This window comes from Sporolactobacillus sp. KGMB 08714 (assembly GCF_036598985.1).
Lineage (GTDB): Bacteria > Bacillota > Bacilli > Bacillales > Sporolactobacillaceae > Sporolactobacillus.
The window spans coordinates 93530-117339 of the sequence record NZ_JAUUBW010000002.1 but is presented as its reverse complement, the minus strand read 5'-3'; the positions used below and the strand labels follow the sequence as shown (position 1 = coordinate 117339).

The 23810-nt window shown below is 40.6% G+C and carries 17 protein-coding genes and 1 pseudogene; 12 read left to right on the top strand and 6 right to left on the bottom strand.

The features are described 5' to 3' along the window. Nucleotides 1-47: 47 nt before the first annotated feature. Together larC and larB are read right to left on the bottom strand one after the other, a co-directional pair. The gene (gene larC, locus Q6A92_RS02070) at nucleotides 48-1238 is read right to left on the bottom strand and encodes a nickel pincer cofactor biosynthesis protein LarC (protein WP_332236868.1); all 1191 of its coding nucleotides are present in this window, start codon (nucleotides 1236-1238) and stop codon (nucleotides 48-50) included. Further along, nucleotides 1235-1915 (bottom strand): nickel pincer cofactor biosynthesis protein LarB, encoded by a 681-nt coding sequence (larB, locus tag Q6A92_RS02065; RefSeq protein ID WP_332236867.1) that lies wholly within the window; start codon nucleotides 1913-1915, stop codon nucleotides 1235-1237. The genes larC and larB overlap by 4 nt, the downstream gene beginning before the upstream one ends. Nucleotides 1916-2637: 722 nt before the next feature. Here larB and Q6A92_RS02060 point away from each other — a divergent pair. From Q6A92_RS02060 to Q6A92_RS02030, 7 genes and pseudogenes are all read left to right on the top strand, one after another. Further along, nucleotides 2638-3660, top strand: a complete 1023-nt coding sequence (locus Q6A92_RS02060) for a LacI family DNA-binding transcriptional regulator (RefSeq protein WP_332236866.1) — start codon at nucleotides 2638-2640, stop codon at nucleotides 3658-3660. Between the two features lie 19 nt (nucleotides 3661-3679). Then, the gene (larE, locus tag Q6A92_RS02055; RefSeq protein WP_332236865.1) at nucleotides 3680-4507 is read left to right on the top strand and encodes an ATP-dependent sacrificial sulfur transferase LarE; all 828 of its coding nucleotides are present in this window, start codon (nucleotides 3680-3682) and stop codon (nucleotides 4505-4507) included. Nucleotides 4508-4523: 16 nt separating this feature from the next. After that, nucleotides 4524-5645, top strand: a complete 1122-nt coding sequence (locus Q6A92_RS02050) for a class II fructose-bisphosphate aldolase (RefSeq protein ID WP_332236864.1) — start codon at nucleotides 4524-4526, stop codon at nucleotides 5643-5645. Then, nucleotides 5642-6523, top strand: a complete 882-nt coding sequence (locus Q6A92_RS02045; protein ID WP_332236863.1) for a triose-phosphate isomerase family protein — start codon at nucleotides 5642-5644, stop codon at nucleotides 6521-6523. The genes Q6A92_RS02050 and Q6A92_RS02045 overlap by 4 nt, the downstream gene beginning before the upstream one ends. Further along, the gene (locus Q6A92_RS02040; protein ID WP_332236862.1) at nucleotides 6510-7973 is read left to right on the top strand and encodes a lactate racemase domain-containing protein; all 1464 of its coding nucleotides are present in this window, start codon (nucleotides 6510-6512) and stop codon (nucleotides 7971-7973) included. Before Q6A92_RS02045 ends, Q6A92_RS02040 begins: the two co-directional genes overlap by 14 nt. Before the next feature lie 326 nt (nucleotides 7974-8299). After that, nucleotides 8300-8452, top strand: coding sequence for an energy-coupling factor ABC transporter permease (locus Q6A92_RS02035; protein ID WP_332236875.1), 153 nt, complete (start codon nucleotides 8300-8302; stop codon nucleotides 8450-8452). A gap of 342 nt (nucleotides 8453-8794) precedes the next feature. Beyond that, nucleotides 8795-10280, top strand: a pseudogene (locus Q6A92_RS02030) (IS5 family transposase). A gap of 164 nt (nucleotides 10281-10444) precedes the next feature. Here Q6A92_RS02030 and Q6A92_RS02025 read toward each other — a convergent pair. Together Q6A92_RS02025 and Q6A92_RS02020 are read right to left on the bottom strand one after the other, a co-directional pair. Continuing rightward, a complete protein-coding gene (locus tag Q6A92_RS02025) occupies nucleotides 10445-10645 on the bottom strand; it encodes a JAB domain-containing protein (RefSeq protein ID WP_332236874.1) in 201 nt (66 codons plus the stop codon). 651 nt (nucleotides 10646-11296) lie between these two features. After that, nucleotides 11297-12526 (bottom strand): IS91 family transposase, encoded by a 1230-nt coding sequence (locus tag Q6A92_RS02020; protein WP_332236861.1) that lies wholly within the window; start codon nucleotides 12524-12526, stop codon nucleotides 11297-11299. A 278-nt stretch (nucleotides 12527-12804) separates the two neighbouring features. Between Q6A92_RS02020 and hsdR the strand changes: the two genes are divergently transcribed. The 5 genes from hsdR to Q6A92_RS01995 all read left to right on the top strand — a co-directional run bounded on the left by hsdR (nucleotide 12805) and on the right by Q6A92_RS01995 (nucleotide 19950). Then, nucleotides 12805-15150, top strand: coding sequence for an EcoAI/FtnUII family type I restriction enzme subunit R (hsdR, locus tag Q6A92_RS02015; RefSeq protein WP_332236860.1), 2346 nt, complete (start codon nucleotides 12805-12807; stop codon nucleotides 15148-15150). A gap of 25 nt (nucleotides 15151-15175) precedes the next feature. Continuing rightward, on the top strand, nucleotides 15176-15571 hold the full coding sequence (locus Q6A92_RS02010; protein ID WP_332236859.1) for a type I restriction-modification system subunit M N-terminal domain-containing protein: 396 nt from the start codon (nucleotides 15176-15178) through the stop codon (nucleotides 15569-15571). Further along, a complete protein-coding gene (locus tag Q6A92_RS02005; protein ID WP_332236858.1) occupies nucleotides 15528-16658 on the top strand; it encodes an HsdM family class I SAM-dependent methyltransferase in 1131 nt (376 codons plus the stop codon). Before Q6A92_RS02010 ends, Q6A92_RS02005 begins: the two co-directional genes overlap by 44 nt. A gap of 2 nt (nucleotides 16659-16660) precedes the next feature. Beyond that, nucleotides 16661-18196 carry a restriction endonuclease subunit S gene (locus Q6A92_RS02000; protein ID WP_332236857.1) on the top strand — a complete coding sequence of 512 codons (1536 nt, stop codon included), beginning with the start codon at nucleotides 16661-16663 and terminating at the stop codon, nucleotides 18194-18196. A gap of 254 nt (nucleotides 18197-18450) precedes the next feature. Beyond that, nucleotides 18451-19950 (top strand): SIR2 family protein, encoded by a 1500-nt coding sequence (locus Q6A92_RS01995; protein WP_332236856.1) that lies wholly within the window; start codon nucleotides 18451-18453, stop codon nucleotides 19948-19950. Between the two features lie 483 nt (nucleotides 19951-20433). Here Q6A92_RS01995 and Q6A92_RS01990 read toward each other — a convergent pair whose 3' ends face one another. After that, nucleotides 20434-22893, bottom strand: a complete 2460-nt coding sequence (locus Q6A92_RS01990; protein WP_332236855.1) for a DEAD/DEAH box helicase — start codon at nucleotides 22891-22893, stop codon at nucleotides 20434-20436. Beyond that, complete coding sequence (locus Q6A92_RS01985) at nucleotides 22890-23690, bottom strand: hypothetical protein (RefSeq protein WP_332236854.1); 801 nt, start codon at nucleotides 23688-23690, stop codon at nucleotides 22890-22892. Before Q6A92_RS01985 ends, Q6A92_RS01990 begins: the two co-directional genes overlap by 4 nt. Nucleotides 23691-23810: the final 120 nt, after the last annotated feature.

Below are 23810 nucleotides of genomic sequence, written 5' to 3'. Positions count from 1 at the left end.
ATGCTGATGGTTAAATAGTTTTCTGGAAGATGCATAAAAAATCTTTTCTAGAAGTTAAAATAGTGGTTTTGAATCGCTGAAACACTGAGGTTATACATGACCAGGAAACTCAAACGATTGGCTTCAGCCAGATGTTTGACAGCCTCGTATTCCGGCGTAACCTTGACTAACTTGTCTTGGTAGTAGCCGCATTTGACCTTAAGCTCCCCTTCGTCAAGTACCAGAGTCTCGAAACGACGATCAAGGATCGCGCGGGTCATCTTGGCGATCCGCACGCCAAACGTCGAAGTCTCAGTCAGTAGTCGCCGTTCGAACTTGGCACGATCGGCCAGCTTACACAAAAGCGTGATCTGGAATGCCGGGCGGTTTTTCTTCATAATGATCGGCGTATAGTAGATATCAAGTGCACCATCAGCCATGGTTTCCTGGAGAAAGTTACCAAGAACTTCGCCGGTCATGTCATCGATTTCACAGGTCAGGCTATAGACTTGGTCTTTTTTTTTATCAACATCAAGCACCATAGTCCTCAACACGTTTGGATGATCGAATTTGTTAGTGCCACTGCCGTAGCTGATTGCTTTGACTGTGCCGTTGATGTCAGTGACAAAGTTCGTAGTCAATGTCTTAACAAGCGCTGCGCCGGTCGGAGTAGTCAGCTCGCCTTCAACAGAAAAATTGCTCAGTGGCACATCTTTCAGCACCTCCAAAGTCGCCGGAGCCGGCACCGGATACAGTCCGTGCTGCACATTGATCTTACCGTGCCCGGTCGGAACCGGTGTGCATTCGATCTGATCAACGCCCAGCTTGTCGATGGCGATGCAATTTCCGACAATGTCGATGATCGAATCCATCGCCCCTACCTCGTGGAACGCAACATCTTCAATTGGTACACCGTGGATCTTGCTTTCAGCCTTAGCAATAGTTTCAAATACGCGCAGGCTCATGTCCTTGACATGGTTGTTTAGGCCACTTTCTTGGATCATCTGCTTGATCTCTACGTAGTGATTATGGTGGTGCCCATGCGCCGAATGAACTTTATCGCCGAATTTCAGTGCCAGCCGGTTAGCAGTGATGTCGAATTGATTATTTTTAACAATCTTGAGGTCAAAGTCGAAGTTTACCACCTTACGCAACTCTGTGCTGACGTATTCGATGTCGACTCCGAGCCCACACAGAGCCGACAAGGTCATGTCCCCGGCAATGCCGTATCCGCAATCGATATATAGTGTTTTAGTCATGATTGGTCACTCCGGTTCATTCGTTTGATCATTAAACCTGCTTGATAAGCTGCGCCGAAGCCGTTATCGATGTTAGTGACGGTCATCCCAGACGAGCAAGACGTCAGCATCGACAGCATTGTTGTGATCCCCTGGAGATTCGCACCATAACCGATCGAGGTCGGAACTGCAATTACTGGTGCATCGACTAACCCGGCCACGACGGTTGGCAGCGACCCTTCCATCCCGGCAATAGCGATGATCACATCAGCCTTTTGCAGTTCATCTTGGTAGCTGAGCAATCGGTGGAGTCCAGCTACTCCGATGTCGAAAATGTGCTCCACGTGTATACCCATCCATTTGGCAACGTCAATAGTCTCCCATGCGATTTTTAAGTCAGAGGTGCCGGCGCATACAACATATAGTGCGCCTTTCTTGAGCTCGGGATTTGGCCTACCGGTGGTCAGAATCTCCGCATGCACGTCGTAGTGCAGATCAGTAAAGTATTGAGTGAGATAGTTGTATTTCTCTTGGGATACCCGGGTGGCCAAGACGCTTTCATCTTTATCCAACAAGACCTGTATGATCTGTTTAATCTGCTTGGCAGTCTTACCGCTGCTGTAAATCACTTCTGAAAAGCCTTTACGGTTAACCCGATCGATGTCCACCTTTGCGATATCAATATCAACGAATTTCATCGTGAACGCCTCCTTTATCGATGATTATCTTCTTCGCACCGTCATAATATCATTGCGACAAATCAATATTTGTAGTATCTATGATAACGTTTGCTTTTTGTCGTTAAGTTGCGTAAATTGATTATTTATGTAAGCACTTTTATAACAGCTACATTTTTAATTTATTCTGTATAATATAGGCATCTGTTTAAGAAGATTTTCTTGAAAAAAAGATAGTAGTAATGCTGCCTGAGATCAATACAACGAAAGAACATCGGTTCGCCGAATGATAATGATGGACCTTCTTCTTGAGATGTGTGTCCAGCTTGAGAAATAGGTGCATTTTGTTACCTTTGACCTTCCAATCCTCAGGCACACATTACTGCCGAAGAAAAGTAACAATAACATTGATTTAGAACTTTTTAAGTACCTAGGAACTATCTAACTTGAGTTAAAATTTCGGGCTTACTGAATCAAATAAAACGTTTGCATAAATTTGTACTTTGCTTTTTCATCTTCCCTTTAAACTGGATGGTGTGAGGGGGGATAAATTTATTGTGGGCTGATGGATAGGAAAACTGCTTATATACACTCCAAGCAACAGAACGCCTATTGGTTTGGAAGGAGGATCGTATCATGCAGGGGCGAGCAGGACTATCTCGTCGGAAATCTGGTCATCGGTCATTCTACTGAAAATGCATACTTTATGAAGTCCGAATAAAGAAATTATGGTGGGATTGGCTATGAAAGATCAGGTGACATTAAAAGATATCGCCAAGATGGCTGGGGTGTCGGTCTCAACAGTGTCACGCGTGTTGAACGGCAATGCAGAAAAGGCGGCCCGAGATTTAGTGAGGGAAAAGATCTGGCAGATCGCCAAGGAAAGCCACTATGTACCGAACAAGACTGCACAGAGCCTGAAGAAGGGGAATCCGGATGCCGATAAGCACCAACTGAAGTTTGGTATCATCTTTGCCCGGTTGGACAGAGATGACTACAATCCATTTTTCATGAAACTGGCACGAGTGATCGAAAAAGAAATCATGGTGCGCGGTGACACCGTGGAATTCAGCATGTTGTCTGCGGCGTTACGGATCACAGATGCCAACAGCTTCTTTGCAGAGCATTGCATTGATGGCCTGTTGATTCTTGGGAAATTTAGCGACTGGCTCTACGACAAGGTACGCAATCACGTTAAGGCGTATATCTACGTTGGCTTGAACAGGCTGCTTTATAGCGAGTTAGACCAGGTAATCTGTAACGGCTATTCAGCTGCGGTGACGGCAGTCAATTATCTGCATGATCAGGGGCACGAAAACATCATGTACCTTGGCGAAACGTCTGGGGAGATGCGCTACAAAGGTTACACTCATACCATGAGATTCTTTAACGATAAAGTTTCCAGAAAGAACATTGTCGAATGTCGCTTTACAATTAAAAGTGCTTATCAAGCATTGTTGGATCAGTATGATCCTCAGTTCACCGCTATCTTCTGTGGGAACGACCTTGCCGGAATCGGTGCTATTCAAGCACTGACCGAGTTGAGATACAGGATTCCAGAGGACGTTTCGGTGATCAGCATTGATGACATTGATTTGATTCAGGATTACAAGCCACTATTGACAACGGTTCACATTCCATTAGATGAGTTAGGCCGGATGAGCGTGCGGATGATTCTCGAACGCATTAATAAGATCCGCAAGATGTCGGTCATAGTAGAATTTCCGTACCAATTATTAAAACGTCAAACAGTTAGCAAAAAATGAAGGTGGAAATATGAAGATAATGGAAGAAAAAGAACAAGCATTGATTAACGAAATTAAGAAGCAAGACAAAGTCGCAATTGCTTTTTCCGGTGGTATTGACAGCGTTTACCTGACCAAGAAGGCCGTAGAAGTGCTAGGCAAAGAGAACGTTTTGGCCGTGATTGTCAACTCTGAGCTGTTCACAAACGAGGAATTCGACAAGGCCAAGAAGACCGCCGAAATTCTAGGAATCAATTTTGAAGGTACTTATATGCACGAACTGCACATATCAGCGATCGCTAACAACCGTCCAAACACTTGGTACAGCAGCAAGAAAGAACTGTACACCACCATCAAGCACGTAGCGGCCAGCCACGGCATAGCAACCGTTTACGACGGAATGATCATAGATGACTTTAAGGACTTCCGCCCAGGCATGAAGGCAAAAGATGAAGCAGGCGTCATCAGTCCACTGCAGATTGCTGGTTACTACAAAACCGATGTGCGCCGCATGGCCAAGGCAGACAGCATCAATGTGTGGAATAAGGTCGCTTCTTGCAGTCTGTGCTCCCGCTTCCCGTATAACACTCACATCACCAGGAAGATGATCAACCAAGTTATCGACGGTGAACGCTTCATGCATAGCTTAGGATTCAACACGGTTCGCGTCCGGCATCACGGCGATATAGTGCGGCTAGAAGTTGCGCCGGAAAAGATTGTAGATCTGGTGGCTAAGCGCGATATAGTGACTAAGAAGTTCAAGGAACTCGGCTTTTTATATGTTGCCATGGACTTTGAAGGCTATACCGAAGGTAAGATGAACGTAACGCTGACAGAAGAAGACAAGTTAGCCAGTTATACGGCTTAAAGGGATGAAGTAAACAATGTTAATAAACGGAAATGCATTATTAAAGACGGCGGATAAGTACGGATACGCACAGGCAGCCTTTAACGTGAACATGCTGGAACAAGTCGACGCAGCAATCACAATCCACGAAGCTATGCACGCTCCATTGTTTCTGCAAGGCGCACAGTTGAGCAATGCGTTCATCAGCGGGAATGTAGATTTCAAGCATGGCACTCTAGACGACATCAAGCGCGGAGCTGAGCTGCTGGGTAGTTATGTGGCCAAGAGGGCTAAAACTGCAAGTATTCCGATCGTTTTGCATCTAGATCACGGTTTAACCTTTGATGTGGTTAAAGCCTGCATCGAGGGCGGTTATACTTCCGTCATGATCGATGGATCCTCGAAGCCATTCGAAGAAAATGTGGCACTGACCAAGCAGGTCGTCGACTATGCACACAGGTACAATGTTACTGTTGAAGGGGAACTTGGAGTACTCGCCGGGGTCGAGGATCATGTATTTGCCAAAAACTCCAGCTATACCAACCCGCTGCAGGCTCTTGATTTTGCCAAGCGCACCGGCGTCGATTCTTTGGCGGTCTCCTATGGTACCAAGCACGGTGCAAACAAGGGTACGAACATCAAGTTACGTATGCAGGTGATCATTGCGATCAAGGAACTCTTTTTGAACGAAGGCATCGACGTCAACCTGGTTTCTCACGGTTCTTCCACAATTCCGCAATATATCGTGTCCGAGATTAACCGGTTTGGAGGTAACGTCAATGGTAGCGGAGGTATCCCGATCGACCAGCTGAAAACCGCTATCAAGTGCGGCATCAATAAGATCAACATAGACAGTGATATCCGCATGGCCTGTACGCGTAACATGCGCGAGATAGCCTATAATGATCCGGAGTTTGCCAAGGAACCATCCGTTTCTGGTGTTTACGCCCTCTTGAAGAAACACCTTGGCGATATTGATCCACGAACCTTTCTGGCACCAGCTATGGATCTGGTCACGACCAACCAGGCAAAAGACGCAGCTCAAGAACGTCTGAACCTTGCGATTAGCATGGGAACTCAGGAGATCATGGGCACCTTGATCGTTCAATTCGACATGTTGGGCATGGCACCAAAAGTTGCAAGGTACAGTGACAAATGAAGTATATCCACGTTAATCTGAAGCGTTTTGACATCCAGCGCGCATTGGGCGGTGTGAATGACTATGCACTTTCAGAAAAAAAGGATTGGGCTCAAAGTATCATGGTTCAGCTGAATGCGACAATCAATCAGTTTTCGTCACTGGACTACCAATTCGTCTTTTATCTCCCAGAGGCATATATTCTGACAGCGCAGGCAGCCAAGAGCGTGCAGTCTCCAATAAAGATCGGATGTCAGTCCGTCTTCCGCCATGACACGTTTGAAGATGGCAACATTGGCGCCTATACGACGATGCGGCCGGCCAGTGCAATGACAGGTCTCGGGGTGCACGACACGATCATTGGTCATAGCGAAGAGCGTGCGGCTAAGCTCAATTTTTTGCGTCAAGTCAGTGCCGATGATGACAAGAACCTTCAGGCGATCCATGACGACTTACAAGCAGGAATCCAAATGGCCCAGCACGCCAATATGAGGGTGCTGTATTGCGTCGGTGAATCAGCTGCGGTCCGAGATGACGGGTCATGGAAAGATGTGATCAAGGCCCAACTTAACTTTGACTCGGACAAGATCAATCTGCACAATCTGAAAATCGCATATGAACCGATCTGGGCGATCGGACCGAATCGGCCGGTGCCAGACGGCAATGCGATCGAAGCCGTTGCAGCCTACATTCATGAGCTAATCGGTGCTGATATCCCGATCCTTTATGGAGGCGGGCTGAAGGAAACCAACGCCCAAGAGATCGCCGGGTTGCCGGATATCGACGGCGGATTGATAGCCTTAACGAACTTCTCTGAACGCATTGGTTTTTATCCAGACCAGTTCATCGATATTGCGAAAAAGTATGCAAGTGGGGTGGCAAGTCATGAAAAGATTTGAATTTGAATATGGGGCAGGGACGATGTCTGCCGAGTTACCGGATGACACCGATGTCTTCATTCCCGGCGAAACAGTTTCTGATCCACCATGCATTCCAGAAGACAAGCTGGAACAAGCCTACATCGATTCCATCAGGCACCCGATTGGTATGGAAACACTGGATCATCTGGCTAATCCGGACTCAAAGGTTACTATTATCTTCCCGGACATCGTCAAGGGTGGTACTCAGCCAACCTCTCACCGTAAGATGGCTATACGAGTCATCTTGGAGGAGCTCGGCCGTATCGGGTTGCCGGATGAAAATATTTTGATGATTTGCTCAAACGGTCTGCACCCCAAGAACACCCAAGAAGAGATCCATAAAATTTTGGGCGACGACATCTTCAATCGCTTTTGGTACAAGCACCAGATCATCAACCACGATAGTGAGGACTATAATCACTTAGTGGACTGCGGATACAATGAAGCCGGTGATCGTGTTTTCTTGAATAAGTACGTCTATGATAGCGATGTGGCCATCATGATCGGTCACACTCAAGGGAACCCATACGGTGGGTATTCCGGTGGCTATAAGCACTGTGCGACAGGGTTGAACCACTGGCGCTCCATCGCCGCCCACCATGTGCCAGCGGTCATGCACAAGAAGGATTTTGTGCCGGTCAGCACGCACTCGACCATGCGGCACAAATTCGATCAGATCGGCCAGTGGCAAGAGAAGTCCATGGACAAAAAGTTCTTCTGCTGCGACGCGGTCTTAGATAGTCAGTCCCGGCAAATCGAAATCAACAGTGGCTGGGCGAAGGAGATGCAACCGATCGCCTGGAAAACGGCCAACAAGCGAACTTTTGTACCGTGGGCCAAGAAGAAGTATGATGTGATCGTCTTTGGCATGCCGCAGAAGTTCCACTACGGCGACGGTATGGGAACAGATCCGATCATGATGATGCAGGCTTTATCTGCCCAAGTTATACGTGATGAACGGATTATGAGCGACCACTGCGTTTTCATCTGTTCCTCCTTGTGTAATGGATTTTTCAATGATAATCGCTGGCCATATATGCGTGAGCTGTACAAGGATTGGACCGAAGACAAGTTGAATATGAACAAGCTTAGCGACATGAATCGGTTGGGTGAATACTATGCGACGAACAAGGAATACATCCGTCGCTACCGCTACACCAATGCCTTCCATCCGTTCCATGGCTTCTCCATGATGGCCTGTGCGGGCTTGGCGGAAAAGGACACCAGTGCGATCTACATCGTCGGCGCTGAAAAACCAGGCTATGCTCGGGCAATGGGGTTGAAGACCCGTGCAACCTTCGAAGAAGCGCTTGAAGACGCCAAGAAAAAGTTTGTCGGGCCGCATCCAAACATCCTTGCCTTGCCGCGAACCTTTACCACCATGTCTGCGCACCTAATGATGGCAGACGAAGATCCATCGGTTCAATAAAGCCTTCATACGTTTCATCTAATAGGGATGTGCCTAAACAATGGTTGGTGCACATCCCTTTTTGTTTGTCTAGGAAATATAAAATAATCAACTTGTGAATAACTGTCCGTTACACTAACTGGAATGTTCGAAGAGCTTCTAACATGAACCCACATCAACAAAAGGGGGCGCCATCAAACAAATCCTAAAGAGACACCTTTGATGGGTTTTGGCAGCTCCATTCTGACCGTTTTTCGAAAGCTTATCGGGATGATTACATTGGTGACCATGAGTGGCAGTCAAGTAATTATATTCGATGATTACCTGAGGAAATCCTGGAGTAACTTCTGCCAGGATTTCCTCAGAAGTGGGGTCAAGAGATACATATTCCTGATAATTATTTGAATCCGGAGACCTGCCTAATGTTTGGGGCCGTAATGGTTCCTGTACTGGCCGTGTCCGTCCGCAGGGTTCGAAAAAAATGCCGGAAAAGAGTGTAGCGCTGCACTGTCCTTTTAAATCAGTGTATGTGTATTGTCCAGTAAATCTTTGGATTCATATTTCCAATGACCGATAAGAAGCAGATGTCCACGGTTCTTTTCGGTTCCTGTAACGGCAACTTTCTATATATGTAATCAATGTAAGACATTTTAGCGCTGGAATGGTCAGCCGTAAAAGGTTGATATTGTTCTGATGTTTTTCCCCTATTTAGGGCTTGCTGAACATAAAGAAAATGTTGATACGGCAGGCTTTTTGAGCACTTTTGTCGAATAGATAGGCAAGGAGAAATCCTGTATTCCCGGGCTTTTTCGGGAAAAAACCTGGCACATGGGGCGACCGGATTGTACAAATATCAGGAACATCAAATGATTCTGCCGGAAGACTTTTTTCTTCCCTTTGAAGGAACGTTGAATAAAGATAACCGCTGGGTGAGGCTGGCCCAACTTATTCCCTGGTGGAAGGTGGAGGAACACTACGCCGCGACCTTTAAAAAAGCGACGGCCAAAGGGACCCGGCCTTTCTCGGCGCGGCTAGCCCTGGGCGCCCTGATTATCCAGCAGCGTCAGGGCACCTCGGACCGGGAAACCGTGCAGGAGATCATGGAAAACGCCTACATGCAGTATTTTCTTGGCCTCCCGGGTTTCCAGCAGCGCCCGCCTTTTCATCACTCGATGATGGCCCGGTTCCGCAAACGGCTGAAGAAACGGGACATTGATCAGATCAACGAATGGCTGATCCAGAGCGATCAGCCGGACGATCAGCAGCGTCCGCGGGACAGCCATCATCAGGATCCCAAACCCCCGAGGGATTCAGAAAAGGGAGCCGAAAAAGCGGGTTCGTCCGACGGGACGAAGCATCAGGGAAAGCTCCTTCTGGACGCCACCTGTACCCCGGCCGATATCGCCTATCCCACGGACTTGTCGCTGCTCAACCAGGCGCGTGAGAAACTGGAACAGATGATCGATGAACTTTATGAACCGATCCGGAAACGGTGGCAACGGAAGCCGAGAACCTACAGGCGGAAGGCGCATCGAGCCTATTTGGCGGTGGCCAAGCAGCGCCGGCCCGGCGCCGCCAGACGCCGGAAGGCTCTGGGCAGACAGCTGCGTTTTGTGAAAAGAGATCTCAGGATCCTTAAAAAGCTGTCTGCCCAGTCGTCCCTAACCCCATTACCGTTACCTGCTGGTCATTCACGAACTGTACCGTCAGCAGGACGAGATGTACCGCCAGCACAAGCATCGGATTGACGACCGGATTGTCAGCCTGTCCCAGCCGCACATCCGCCCGATTGTGCGCGGAAAAGCGAGAACCAACACCGAGTTCGGGGCCAAAGTGGCGATCAGCCTGGTGAATGGTGATGCCCGGATCGAGCGGCTGGACTGGGACAACTTCAACGAAGGAAAGACGCTTCAGCGATCGGTGGAAAACTATCGTCAGCAGTATGGCTTCTATCCGGAAGCCGTGCTGGCGGATACCCTCTATCGAAGCCGGGACAACCCAACCTACTGCAGGGACCGCCACATCCGGCTCAGCGGTCCGAAACTGGGTCGCAAACCGAAAGATAAAAGCCTTCAGAAAGCAGAACGGAAAACCGACCGGCGCGATTTCAAGGGACGGATTCCCATAGAGGGAAAGTTTGGCGAGGGCAAGCGCCGTTTTGGCCTGAACCGGATTGACACGCTGCTGAAAGAGAGCAGCGAAACGGTAATTGCGCTCAAGTTCCTGGTTATGAACCTGGAGAGGCGCCTCAGGGCTTCTCTGCGCTTTTTGGCACAAATTGCGAACGCGTGTTTCCTTTTAATCCACAACGCTTTCAAAACAGCTTAAAAATCCTGATAAAAACCTAATTTGATATTGGTTCAGCAAGCCCTATATAGATTTATCGATTCTTCGCCAACCAAATTTCTATCTACAATGATTCCATATTTTTACTGTATAAAATCGGCAAAGTTATCCTTATTATACAGTTCGCTCTCTCCTCTACATTCAGATTAGTCCTGCTCCTTGAAAGAAAGATAATTGTCGTCACCGACTATAAAGTAGTCGAGAACATCAATACCAAGAATGCCCCTGGCTGATATCAGTCTCTTTGAGACCTCCTTATCTTCATTGCTTGGCTCAACAATACTTGATAGATGATTATGTGCTATCAAAATTGACGCGGCATTGGACAAAACAGCTGTCTTGAACACTTCGCGGGATGAACAATGGAAGAATTTAGGCTGCAAATATGGCAAATGTTTATCGATGTTGGTTGATTTTTGTATCCGGCGTAACAACAACAAAATACTCTCGATCTCTACACTCCAAAAAGGGTTTGATACATTGATAGCTGTCCTCTGGAGAGCGAATGAATCGATTGCTGTAAAGCATACTTTTTTCTTTCACTACTTTTAACGATATGATACTCACACGCTTTAAGCTCTTGGCGTCTTTCAAACTAACAAATGGCAGTGATTGGTAGAAAATGTTCATATTTTGTACGCTCCCTCTAAGGTCAGAATAATAAAAGATAATGAGTATCCGTTTCATCAAACGAATTCCCATTATCTTTTTCAAAGCAATAATATGAGAAAAACCGGGCAAAAAGCGCCCGGTCCTTTTTAGACTAGAGGAAATCCTCTAGTCTGTATTCCTGACCCTGTGTCCCCTTGTAATATTCCGGATACATCTCTCCGCCACAGTTTTCACAGGAGAATCGTGGTGGGATGATCGAATCTCCTCCATCCATGAAATCCAAATCCCGGACGACTTGGAGGGGAATGTCCTCTTTTTCATGACAAGTCAAACAGATGAATCGAACGGTTTTCTTGTTGCCCGCTGGGACGGGCTTCTTTTTTTTCTTAACCGGTTTTCTGCGTTTCTTTTGAGTTGAGATAGCGGATCTCCTCCTCTAGATAGTTTTGTGCGGTTCGGCCCAAAGCTACTTTAATTGTTAAGAGTCCCTCTTCGAGGCAGACTTCTCCCTTGTATTCATAATAGTTGCCACACTTCGGACAAACCAAAGGATCGGTATGCCCACTTGCGATCACTCTTTCTCTCCAGGTTTGGCGACGAAGAATTTTTTTGACCTTGACCACCCAGCGTTTCGTTTCTTTTTGCCAGGCCATCAACAATTTTTGGCTTAGGCTCTTGCTTCTTCTGGAATATATCCCGTAATGTCGGATGGTTTTAAACTGCTCATCTGGGATATGCCGAATCAGACGCGAGATAAATGCTGCAACAGGCAGCGTCAAATGCTTTTCCTGACCGTCTTTCTTGTCTGTATATTTAAAGGTCACGTTGTGACCATCATAATCTTCAATCCGATTAAGCCCTATAGCAGGCCGGCGAATATAGCGGCCGATATAGCGGAGCTGCTCTTTCACATTGCCCCGTTGTTTAGGGGCATAGACATAAAAGCCCTCCCCATTTTGAGAGAACGCCTTCTGAAGCCTTGCCTGAACCCTTCTCTTTTCTGTTGGGTTCAAAAGTTTGCGGATGAGTTTCAGAACGACCGTCTGCCACTGTTTGCGAAGCATGGTAAAAGGGATAAAATCGTAGGACTTCCACTCACCCTTTTTCGTAAGGCCTCCCATACTCACCAGCATATGGACATGCGGATTGAAGTTAACCTGCGAACCGAAGGTATGTAGACCTGCAATGATTCCAGGAATCACTTTAGCTTTCTTCTGAAAATACTGCTGAATCAGCCTTGCGGCTTCATCCATTAAGGGCTTTAACAGCTGCCGGTGCCAGAGAAAAATATCACGTAAGCCTTCGTCAAGGGTGAAAATCACATGGCGATGATTCACCTGCAAGACATCTTCCGTCAGCAGCCGGCTCCATTCCTCGCTCTCTTCCACGGAACAAGTCGTGCAAAATCGACCTTTACAACGGAAAGGAACCTTACGAACATCATGGCAGCCCTCACACACCAAGAGCTTGAATCCTTTTTTCAGATTCCCACAGTCTCGAAATTTCTCGACTTCTTTGATCACAATTGGGCGTAGTCGATCCCCATACTTTACTTTAAAGGCTTCCCAATGTTCGTGATGATCAAAGAAAATACGTCTCAAAATATTTTTATCCATAAAGAAAAGATACCACAGTTACAAGCCCCGTGATACTTCCATTTTTTATACTTTCTTATCTTTTAAATTTAAAAAAGCATTTTAATACGATGCTTCCTTTCAAAGAGTATTCAGGAATTCCCCAATCATGCATTCTGTCTAGTTTTTCGCGCTTCATAGCAGTAAAATATGATTAGTTCATGTTTCCTCCGTATACGATAATTCTGTCCACCCCAAGATGCAGCGAAGGCTATCATGGACCTTGTTGAGAAAGCATTCGGGAAACGAGGTTGTTCAACATGGTAGATAAAAAACAGATGACTGAAGAGGAAATAAAGCTTAACTTCATCACGCCGGCCATAGAAAAGAATTGGAACAAACAACAGATGCGGATGGAATATTTTTTTACCGATGGAAGGATCAATATTGCTGGTAAGAAAGCAAAACGAGGAAAAGCCAAAAAGGCGGATTACCTTTTGTTCTTTACAGACAACCTCCCATTAGCCGTTGTAGAAGCCAAAGACAATAATCACACTGTTCTTGGGGGTATGCAACAAGCGATTACTTATGCCCATATTTTAAAGGTACCATTTGTCTATTCAAGTAACGGAGACGGTTTTGTTGAGCATGATATGACAACCGGTAAAGAAAAAAGTCTTTCATTAAGTGATTTCCCAAGTCCTGAAGATTTATGGCAACGCCATTGCAAGGTAACTAACATTTCCCAAGAGCAGAAAGATATCGCTTTAACTCCTTACTACTATAAACCAGGCGGCAAGATTCCCAGGTATTATCAGTTCATTGCGATCAATCGAACGCTTGATGCCATTGCCAAAGGTAGAAGAAGAGTGCTTATTGTATTGGCAACGGGGACAGGTAAAACCTTTGTCGCTTTTCAGATTATGTGGAAATTGCTTACTGCCAAGAAAGTGAAAAAGATATTGTTCCTGGCTGACCGGAATATTCTTGTCGACCAGTCTAGAGACAATGATTTCAAACCTCTGCAAAAAGTTATGACCAAAATTGAAAAACATCAGGTCGATACAGGATACCAAGTATATCTGTCCCTCTATCAGCAGTTAAAGGATAAAGATGAAAACTATTATAAGGAGTTCGACAGAGATTTCTTCGATCTTATCATTATCGACGAATGCCACAGAAGTTCTGCTGACGAGAACTCAAATTGGCATGATATTTTAGATTATTTCAAGAGCGCCGTCCACATCGGTATGACTGCAACGCCAAGGGAAACAGAGGATGTTTCCAATATCCATTACTTCGGAGATCCCATTTATACCTATTCTCTGAAACAAGGTATTGAAGACGGATTCCTTGCCCCTTACAAGGTCATCCGCGTAAATCTTGACATTGATGTCAATGGATTTAGGCCCTATAAAGGCATGCTTGATAAATATGGAAATGAGCTTGATGATAGGCTCTATGAACAAAAAGATTTCGATAATATCCTTGTCGTAGAAGAACGGACGAAAACCGTAGCCAAGAGGCTATCCGATTACCTAAAAGAAGTCGACAGATATGCCAAAACCATTGTATTCTGTGTTGATATCCCTCATGCAGAAAGAATGCGCCAGGCTTTAATCAATGAAAATTCAGACCTTTTTGTCGAAGATCCTCGCTATATCACACAGATTACCGGTGACAATGAAGAGGGAAAGAAACAACTCGACAACTTTATCGACGCATTCGAAAAGTATCCTGTGGTAGTAGTGACCAGCAGGCTTATGAGTACGGGTGTGGATGCAAAAACCTGCAAAGTTATCGCTCTGGATCGCCCTATTGGAAGTATGACTGAATTCAAGCAAATAATTGGGCGTGGCACTAGAGTCAGAGAAGACCGAGGGAAGATGTTCTTTACCATCCTAGACTTCCGTAAGAATTATACGAAGTTTAGTGACCCAGATTTTGATGGTGAACCAGTCAGTGTATTCGATGTTGGAGAGGCAGAAAATTTTCCTAATGATGATAATAATACGTTAGACAATCGTTCAGATGAAAATAACAACAATTCCGGTAGTATCGCAGAATCTGGCGAAAATTATGGAGATGAAAAAGAACACCGTAAGCGGAAAAAATATATTATCGATGGCATTCCAGTGGAAGTGATTAACGAACACGTCGAATATTTGGATGCTAATGGGAATCTGATAACGATGAGCATTATTGACTATTCAAGAATGAATCTGAAGAAAGTTTATCCGATGTTTGAGGATTTCCGCAAAGCATGGCTTGCGAACAAGAAAAAAAGTGAACTTTTAGATCAGTTGACTGAAGATGGCGTCTTTATTGATCCAGTCAAAGACACATTTGAAAAAGGAATCGATGAATACGATATTCTCTCATATATTGGTTACGAAAAAGAACCTCTGTCCAAAAATGAGAGAATTGATGCTATTCTGCGTTCTGGTTACCTAGATAAGTTTACTCCAGGAAACCAAGAAATCATCAAATTGCTGCTTGACGAATACAGAACGAAAAGTATTGATGAACTAATGAATTTGAAAGTACTGGAATTACCACAATTTATTCAGATTAATTCCCCGATGAAAATCGTAAAAAGCTTCGGTGGAAAGAATAAATACAATGAAATGCTCGATGATGTATCCGGTAATATCTACATTGCATAGACCCAAATGAAAGTGAGCGCACATAATGTCAATTGGAACGTTTTTGAAGCGAATGATGGATATCATGAGAGATGATGCAGGTGTCGATGGGAGCGTACAGACCCTGTCTCAAATTGTATGGATGTTATTCCTTAGAGTTTATGATATTAAGGAAGAAGCTTGGGAGCTTTACGAGGATGATTATAAAAGTGCTATTCCTGAAGATTGTCGTTGGAGAAATTGGGCAATTGGCTCGTCTCAGAAAGACCAGTTGACCGGTGAGGACCTACTGAAATTTGTAAATGAAAGACTCTTTCCTTCTTTAAATATTGATTACTCCAGAAACGCCAAGACGTGTTACCATTGTTCCGGAAGTGATGGAAGACGCATCAAATTACATGAAAGACGGCGTCTGCTTACGACGAGCGGTGAATCTGATTGACGAGATTGATTTTGAAGACTATGGGGAGCGGCATGCATTCAACGATATTTATGAAACTTTATTAAGAGAACTTCAATCGGCCGGCAAACAAGGCGAGTATTACACACCAAGAGCCCTAACTGCTTTTATTACAAGCAAAGTCGCTCCTAAGCTCGGTGAAAGAATCGCAGATTTCGCCTGTGGCACTGGTGGATTTTTGGTTGATGCGATCAAGTATCTTCGTTTACAGGTCAAAACTACTGAGGATAATGCTATTTTACAAAACTCGATTATTGGTATAGAAAAAAAGCAGCTGCCTTACATGCTTTGTACGACCAATCTCTTATTGAATGATATTTCCGATCCACAGATTATTCATGGTAATTCGTTGGAGCGAAATGTTAGGGAATACAGAGATGATGAAAAAGTATCGGTCGTGTTAATGAATCCTCCATACGGTGGAAATGAACAATCATCCATTCTTAATAATTTTCCAGCCGATCTGAGGGACTCTGAGACGGCAGACTTGTTTATGATTGAAATTTTATATCGATTGAAAAGAGAGGGCAGGGTAGGCATCATTCTTCCTGACGGTTTCTTATTCGGTACGGATAATAGTAAAGTAGCAATTAAAAAGAAATTATTGGAAGAATGCAATCTACATACCGTAGTCCGTTTATGTGGTTCCGTATTTACGCCCTATACAAGTATTGCCACTAACTTGCTTTTCTTCGATAAAACAGGGCCTACGAAGGAAACATGGTTCTATCGTTTTGATCTACCGGAAGGATACAAAGCCTTTTCCAAAACAAAGCCTCTGACTCTTGAACACATGAAAGTTATTGATGAGTGGTGGGACAACCGCGTTGAAATTAAGGATGAAAAAGAAGATGAATCCTTAACCGATACATACAAGTCAAAAAAGTATACAATTAATGAAATTATTTCGAATGGCTATAATCTTGATTTATGCGGATTCCCTCACAAAGAAGAAATTATTCTCGAGCCAGAAGAACTGATTCAAAATTATGAGCAAGAACGAACAAAACTCAATAAGGCTATAGATGATAAGCTAGCAGTCATCATGCAGATGTTAAGGGAGGGATAATCATGACCGCAGAAGAATTAAGAAAATCTATACTGCAACAAGCAGTCATGGGAAAACTTGTCCCTCAAAATTCAAATGATGAATCTGCTAGTGTTTTGTTAGAAAAGATAAAAACCGAAAAAGATCGTCTGATTCAAGATGGTACTATAAAAAAGGAAAGAATGCTTCCTCCTATAACTGAAGAAGAAATACCATTTGATATTCCTGATAACTGGCATTGGGTACGATTAAATGATATTTCAACGTACATACAACGCGGAAAATCGCCTAAATATTCTGCAATTCCAAAAATACCGGTTATTTCACAAAAATGTATACAATGGGAAGGTTTCAATCTCTCAGTATCAAAGTTTATAGATCCAGACACGCTAATAAAGTATGAAAAAATTAGATATATTATGAATGATGATATTCTTTGGAATTCTACTGGGACTGGAACTGTTGGAAGGGCTAATATATTTACAGATTTAGAACGAAAAGATTATAAACATATTGTTGCGGATTCTCATGTATCTGTTGTTAGAACATCTCGTTATATTAATAGCAGATTTATAACCTATTATATTGCCTCTCCGATAATTCAATTCTCAATGGACAAATTAACATCTGGATCAACAAAACAAAGAGAGCTGAATACAAGCACCATAAAATCATTGCTTGTGCCTATTCCACCTCTCCATGAACAAAATAGAATTGTCGAGAAAATTGAACGATTAATGAAAGAAATCGATGAGTATGGAAAAATCGAAGAAAAGCTAACATCATTAAACAATAAATTCCCCGATGATATGCGAAAATCAATCCTCCAGTACGCTGTTCAAGGTAAACTGACAGAGCAGAGGAAAGAAGATGGTGATGCTAGGGATTTGCTAAATATAATCATGGAAGAAAAAAAGCAGCTAATCAAGGAGGGAAAGATTAAAAAGGAAAAAGCATTAGCCCCGATTACCATGGATGAAATACCTTTCAACATTCCTGATAACTGGGAATGGGTACGATTAAATGATATTTCAACGTACATACAACGTGGAAAATCACCTAAATATTCTGCAATTCCAAAAATACCGGTTATTTCACAAAAATGTATACAATGGGAAGGTTTCAATCTCTCAGTATCAAAGTTTATAGATCCAGACACGCTAATAAAGTATGAAAAAATTAGATATATTATGAATGATGATATTCTTTGGAATTCTACTGGGACTGGAACTGTTGGAAGGGCTAATATATTTACAGATTTAGAACGAAAAGATTATAAACATATTGTTGCGGATTCTCATGTATCTGTTGTTAGAACATCTCGTTATATTAATAGCAGATTTATAACCTATTATATTGCCTCTCCGATAATTCAATTCTCAATGGACAAATTAACATCTGGATCAACAAAACAAAGAGAGCTGAATACAAGCACCATAAAATCATTGCTTGTGCCTATTCCACCTCTCCATGAACAAAATAGAATCGTTTCAAGGCTCGAACAAATATTAGGTATTATTAGAGAAGCAACAGAAACAATAACTAATATAACCACTTGACGAAAAACAGTTTTATACTATAATACGTCCTCAACTTTAGAGCTACAAGGTTGCTAATTAAAATTATACTTGCTCATTTTCAATCAGACGCACATTTGGTATCTATATTTATTAAAAACCTCATTTACTTATGATACGGTTCTCCGTAATGAGTGTAAGTGAGGTAGCTGTAAACAAAAACTAGCTTTTTATAAAGCATTTTAATAAAATACAATTAATAAATGAGTTGTAAAGATTATGGAGAAGGGTTACTAATGATTATAAATGAAATTCTCAGTGAATTTTTTAAGGAAAGCAGTTATAGGTCTTATGTGCTGTTTGAAACATTGATTCTTGAAGTTCTTTCTGAATATTTCAAAGACAAGGACAAAAAACTTATAACTAACTTTGGAACTCAGAATCCCTTTATTCGTGATGAACTTGATGCTATATCTCTAGACGATTTCGATAACTACCATGGGGCAACCGTTTTTGAGATAAAATCTTATCGAAATAAGCATCTTCTAATTAATCTAAAGAAAACGTATGCTAAACTATTATTGTCAATTAAACAAATGGACTTAAATATAAGAAATATAATCTTCATTATTTCACTGGATCTTGATAAAGAAGAAAAAAGCGAAATTGTAAATAGACTAAAAGAAAAAAGTAATTTGCGAATTGAGATATGGGACACAAAGGATCTTCAGACTCTGTTTGATAAATATCCAAATGTCGTATCGAGATCCATGAAAAACATTTCTAAAATTGCCGTTAACAATCAAGTAAATAAGAGCATTAATAATGAATACTCTGACTTACTCAACGAGAAGAAGCAACACATTTCTAATCTAAAGCAGAGTTTTCACAAAGATAAACTTGTTTTGTTCTTAGGGGCCGGCGCTTCAAGAGCAGCTAAAATACCAGCGTGGAATAATCTAATTTCAGGCTTATTAGTATCATTGCTTAGTGAATTACTAAAAAAAAATAACATTGAATTATCATCGGAAGAAAAGAATTACATAGTAAAAGAGCTCAAAGAGTCAAATCAAAATTCCGCTCTTCTTTTAGCACAATATGCCAAATGTGGATTACAGGATCTATTTACGACTACAATAACGCATATATTGTATAAGTCATGCATTAGCGAATCTAGTTTACTAACTGCTCTATCTAAGCTCTGTAAACCATTGAGAAGTAGAATTGGCATACAAGGCGTCATTAATTATAATTTCGACGATTTGGTTGAGTATAATTTCTCTCAACATGACATCAACTACCATGCTGTTTATCAAGAAGCCGATGTTCCAGCACAAGACGAATTGGGTATATATCATGTTCATGGGTTCCTACCCAGAGAGCGGGAAAAATACACTGATCTAAATAAAAGTCTATTAGTCTTCTCAGAGAAGGGCTATCATGATTTGATGCTTGACCCTTATAATTGGGCAAATTTAGTTCAACTGAATTATTTGAGAGAAAACACTTGTCTGTTTATAGGGTTATCTTTAACTGACCCTAATTTGAGAAGACTGCTTGATATATCTGCAAGAAAGGCGGAAGACAATAATCCTAAACACTTTGCCATATTAAAACGAAAGTTGTTTCACGAAGAAATTATTAGTGCATCTAACATCGATTCTAAAAAGATCAAGAAATTCGACTTAGTTAACCAGCAGTTACTTGAAGAATACTACAAAGAACTGTCATTAAACATAATATGGGTAGATAGTTTCGACGAAATTCCTAAGATGTTAGATGAACTAAGCAAATAGGATTTTTGCTTTACCTCAAAGTACTTTACGCCCCATTGCCCATTTAATGGATATACGAATAATATAAACTTGATCTGGCAACTCTTTTTTGGGGTTCTCTGAAACGAATCGTTTATCCAATTTATCCTTATACAAATTAATTGACTCTTTACCATTCTGATGTTTATTGACAATGATCACATACTTTTTCTTCATGAAGTCAGCAAAGTCATCTTTATTGCAATTGTAAAATGCTGTCCCCCCTGCACATTTAAATTATTCCTTGCTTTTTGAATGAAAAGTCTTTACTATCTCCAATAACGATATGACCAAGCACATCAATACTAGGATATTTCCTGCGGGTTCAAGTCTCTTTGTTATATCTTTATCGTCTTGTTTTTGTCAATATGAAATTGAGCCCGAGTGATGGAATCAACAGCGAGCCGCCCTCGTTATTTAATATTACCAATTATGGAATAATACGGGATTATTTTTTAATTCATTTTAATTTGATCGAATATTTAAATTATATTGGGTCTCATAAATCAAGATTTCATTCTCATTATTATATCTCATTTGATCGATGATACCTGATTGTATAACAACTGAGTTAGAATCTGTATCAATACTTAAATATTGATTATATTTATTCACTAGAATGTTTGATAAAGTAATACTTAATCCGTTTTTAATAAGAGTGATTTTTGCCACATCATCAGTGCCATACTTGATACGCTCATAGAAATCCTTTTTTATTAATTTTAAGTCATTTAGTACTTCTATATATTTTATAAATATATTATCTAAAAAATCTTGTTCTTCTTTTATTCTAACAATCGCTAAATTTATTCGTTCTTTATGGGTTTTGCTTTTAATATCTGTCCATAACTTATTAAATCCACCATTTTTAGTTTTATCGCCCCACCTTCCCACATAAATATCCGAGTCCTCTTCTCTCTCTTTCTTCTTCCAATATCCAATAAAGCTTGAAATCATTTCATGATAAGAAGCACTTTTTATTCGCCAATCAAGAAACATATTGTAGAAATTTCTCGCTTCTGGATAAATCAGTCTTCGTAAATTGTTATATCTGTCTTCTGATCGCAGATACGGTAAAAATAAATTTGAAAAATAATAAAATATGTTTTTAGTATTATCTATTTGAACATTTCGATTTAAATCTACAATTCGTTGCATATCTTTTTCATTTTTTATAATATCAATTTCAGTAATATTATTTAAAAAGCATGACCTACCTATTTCTGTTTCAGCATATGTTCCACTATATCCGTTTATTATCCCTTGTTCAAAGTTCTCAATAAAATTGTCTGCTTCTTTTTTTCTTTTATTATTATCATCAATAATATCAACATTTTCTAATAGTACATTTGTAGGTATCTCCTTTTCCTTTTTATCAACTCTCATAACATTGCTTACAAATTTTTCTATGTTTGCATTTTTAGAATAATATTCTGATCCAACAATGTATACGGATGGCTCTAACTTAATCAAATTATTATTTGACTTAGAGAAAATTTCCTTAAATCTACAAATTCTCCCTATTAAATTTTTAAATTGTGCTGGACTCAAGTTACCCTTTCCTTTTTTGTTATCCAATAAGAATAAAGTAAAGGCAGGTATATTAACTCCTTCCAATAAGGTTGAACTAGTTACAACGTATTTCATTGATTTGACTTGTGAGTATATATGTTCAATATATATTCTTATATTTTCTGGAACTGAGCCATGATGATAAATCACTCCTTTTTTCATACAATTTATTAGCAGATAATCGGGATCCAAAAAATCACCCAAATGCTCACAAGCTTTATTAATTTCTCCAGAAACTACAGACGATAATTTCTCTATAAAACTTGATACAAAGTGCTCTATATCTGATGGTTTATTTAAGTATATTATGTTTTTTTCACTGCTTTTTCTAAGTATTACATCATTACTATTTTCAAAGACAGTTTCATCAGTAGTATAAAAAAATTCATTTAAAAAATGGTCATAATATTTAATTCTCTTATTTTTTTTAGGATTATATACATATAATCTTTCAGTCTTAATATATTCGTCTACTTTAAATGGGATCGGGCTATAACTTGCATACCTGACTTTTAAATTATCCACCTCAATTAAAAATGGCGTGAGAAATTTAAATTTAATATCAGTTTTTCTTTTTTCCAATATGGTTATCGCAGTTGCCAACAAAATATTACGATCATCATTTTCCAATAAATTATGTGCTTCATCAATAAACACGACATCAAAATATAAGTGCTTGCTATTTTTTAATAGTCTAAGAAGCCGTTCTTGGGTAAAAATGGCTAATATTTTTTCATCTGTCTCCTGATACATCTCAGGATGAGTTATGATTTTTTTTATATTATGAATATTGGCCTCCATTATTCTTCGTTTTGTTTGAGCGATCAATGCTTTTGTCGGTACAATAATACAAATATTCTTATTGCTCATATTTTTTTCAATGAATGATATAATTAATTCAGATTTGCCATAAGATGTTGGTGCAATTATAGAAATAGTTTCTTCTGACTTTTCACTGAAGAATATTAATAAATTTTTTTGCTGTTCACTTAAATATATGTTTTTATTTCTATAGTTCTCTTCAAATGAAGACTGAAAGAGTTTATAAAAGGAATTCTCAAATCTATTAATATATTGCTCTTGATTTTCTATGAACTTAGAAATAGGATATAGTCCTCTGTAAATAGCAAAATCGTATAAGGGCTTATAGTCATTCGTTTGATTACAATAAAAAACTAATATCCTATAACCTAATTTAAATATATTCAAATCTCGTTCATTAATAAAAATAACTGCTAATTCAAGCAATTTTTTATATTCTAGTCTAGTCAGATGCCCACCAATTGCTAATTTTATGTATAAATCCCTGAATTTTGTCTTTTTCAATCGATTAAGTGTAAGATTCTTTATCATTTTGCTTCCTCTTTCAAGAATGCAACAACTTTCTCATATGTTCTTTTTTGTATGGCTAAGACAAGTAGATCCCTAAACTTTTTCTCATTTATTGTATTTGTATAAAAATCATTAATATTCTTCTCAGTAATTTCGTCTTTCAAATCAGCAAAAAGTGTTGAAACTAATATCACGTTTTTATCCGTACTTGTTGCAGATTGATTGACTACACTTTCATCTACTTCTTCAAGAATTGATATTACTGCATTTTTAATATCTGTTTCGTTATCTAGTGCAACAGTTGCTCCATTTATAGCATTATCCCATAAAGATTGTTCATTTTCATTTAGTCTAGTTATTAAATCATTTTTTGCTTTTCCAAGCAAAATCTTCAATGTTTCATTTGAGTTCTTTTTTTCATGCAGTTCACCTGATTTTACTTCAGTTATCCATAATTCATTTTTGCCTCGTGAATAAACTACAATGTCAAATCCTTTTTTAATACTCTTTTCTTCCATATTGAAAAAAGGAGAAACTGTATTAAAGTCAGATAAAAATTGATGAATTAAAACATGAGCCAATAACTCACCGATCATCCCAATTCTTAAGTTCGATGATTTTTTTTTGTATCTTTCTAAAAATGAAATGACAGTATTTCTGTAATTATACATAACTCTTTTTTTGGAAGCTTTCGAAGGGCCATGACATATCGATGAGAGTTGATCTCTTATAATACTTTTTATATCATCTGAAAAATCATCAATATAAAAAACTATGTATGTTTTTTTTTGAACACATCTTACCCCATCAATCGTCAATAGTAATATTCCCCCTTTTCAATGACTTCACCTTCAATTACAGAGTTTAGACCCCCAAGAATCAAGGTCTCAAAATTTCTTACTTTATATTCACGACAATAGGCTTACATATTGTTCAAT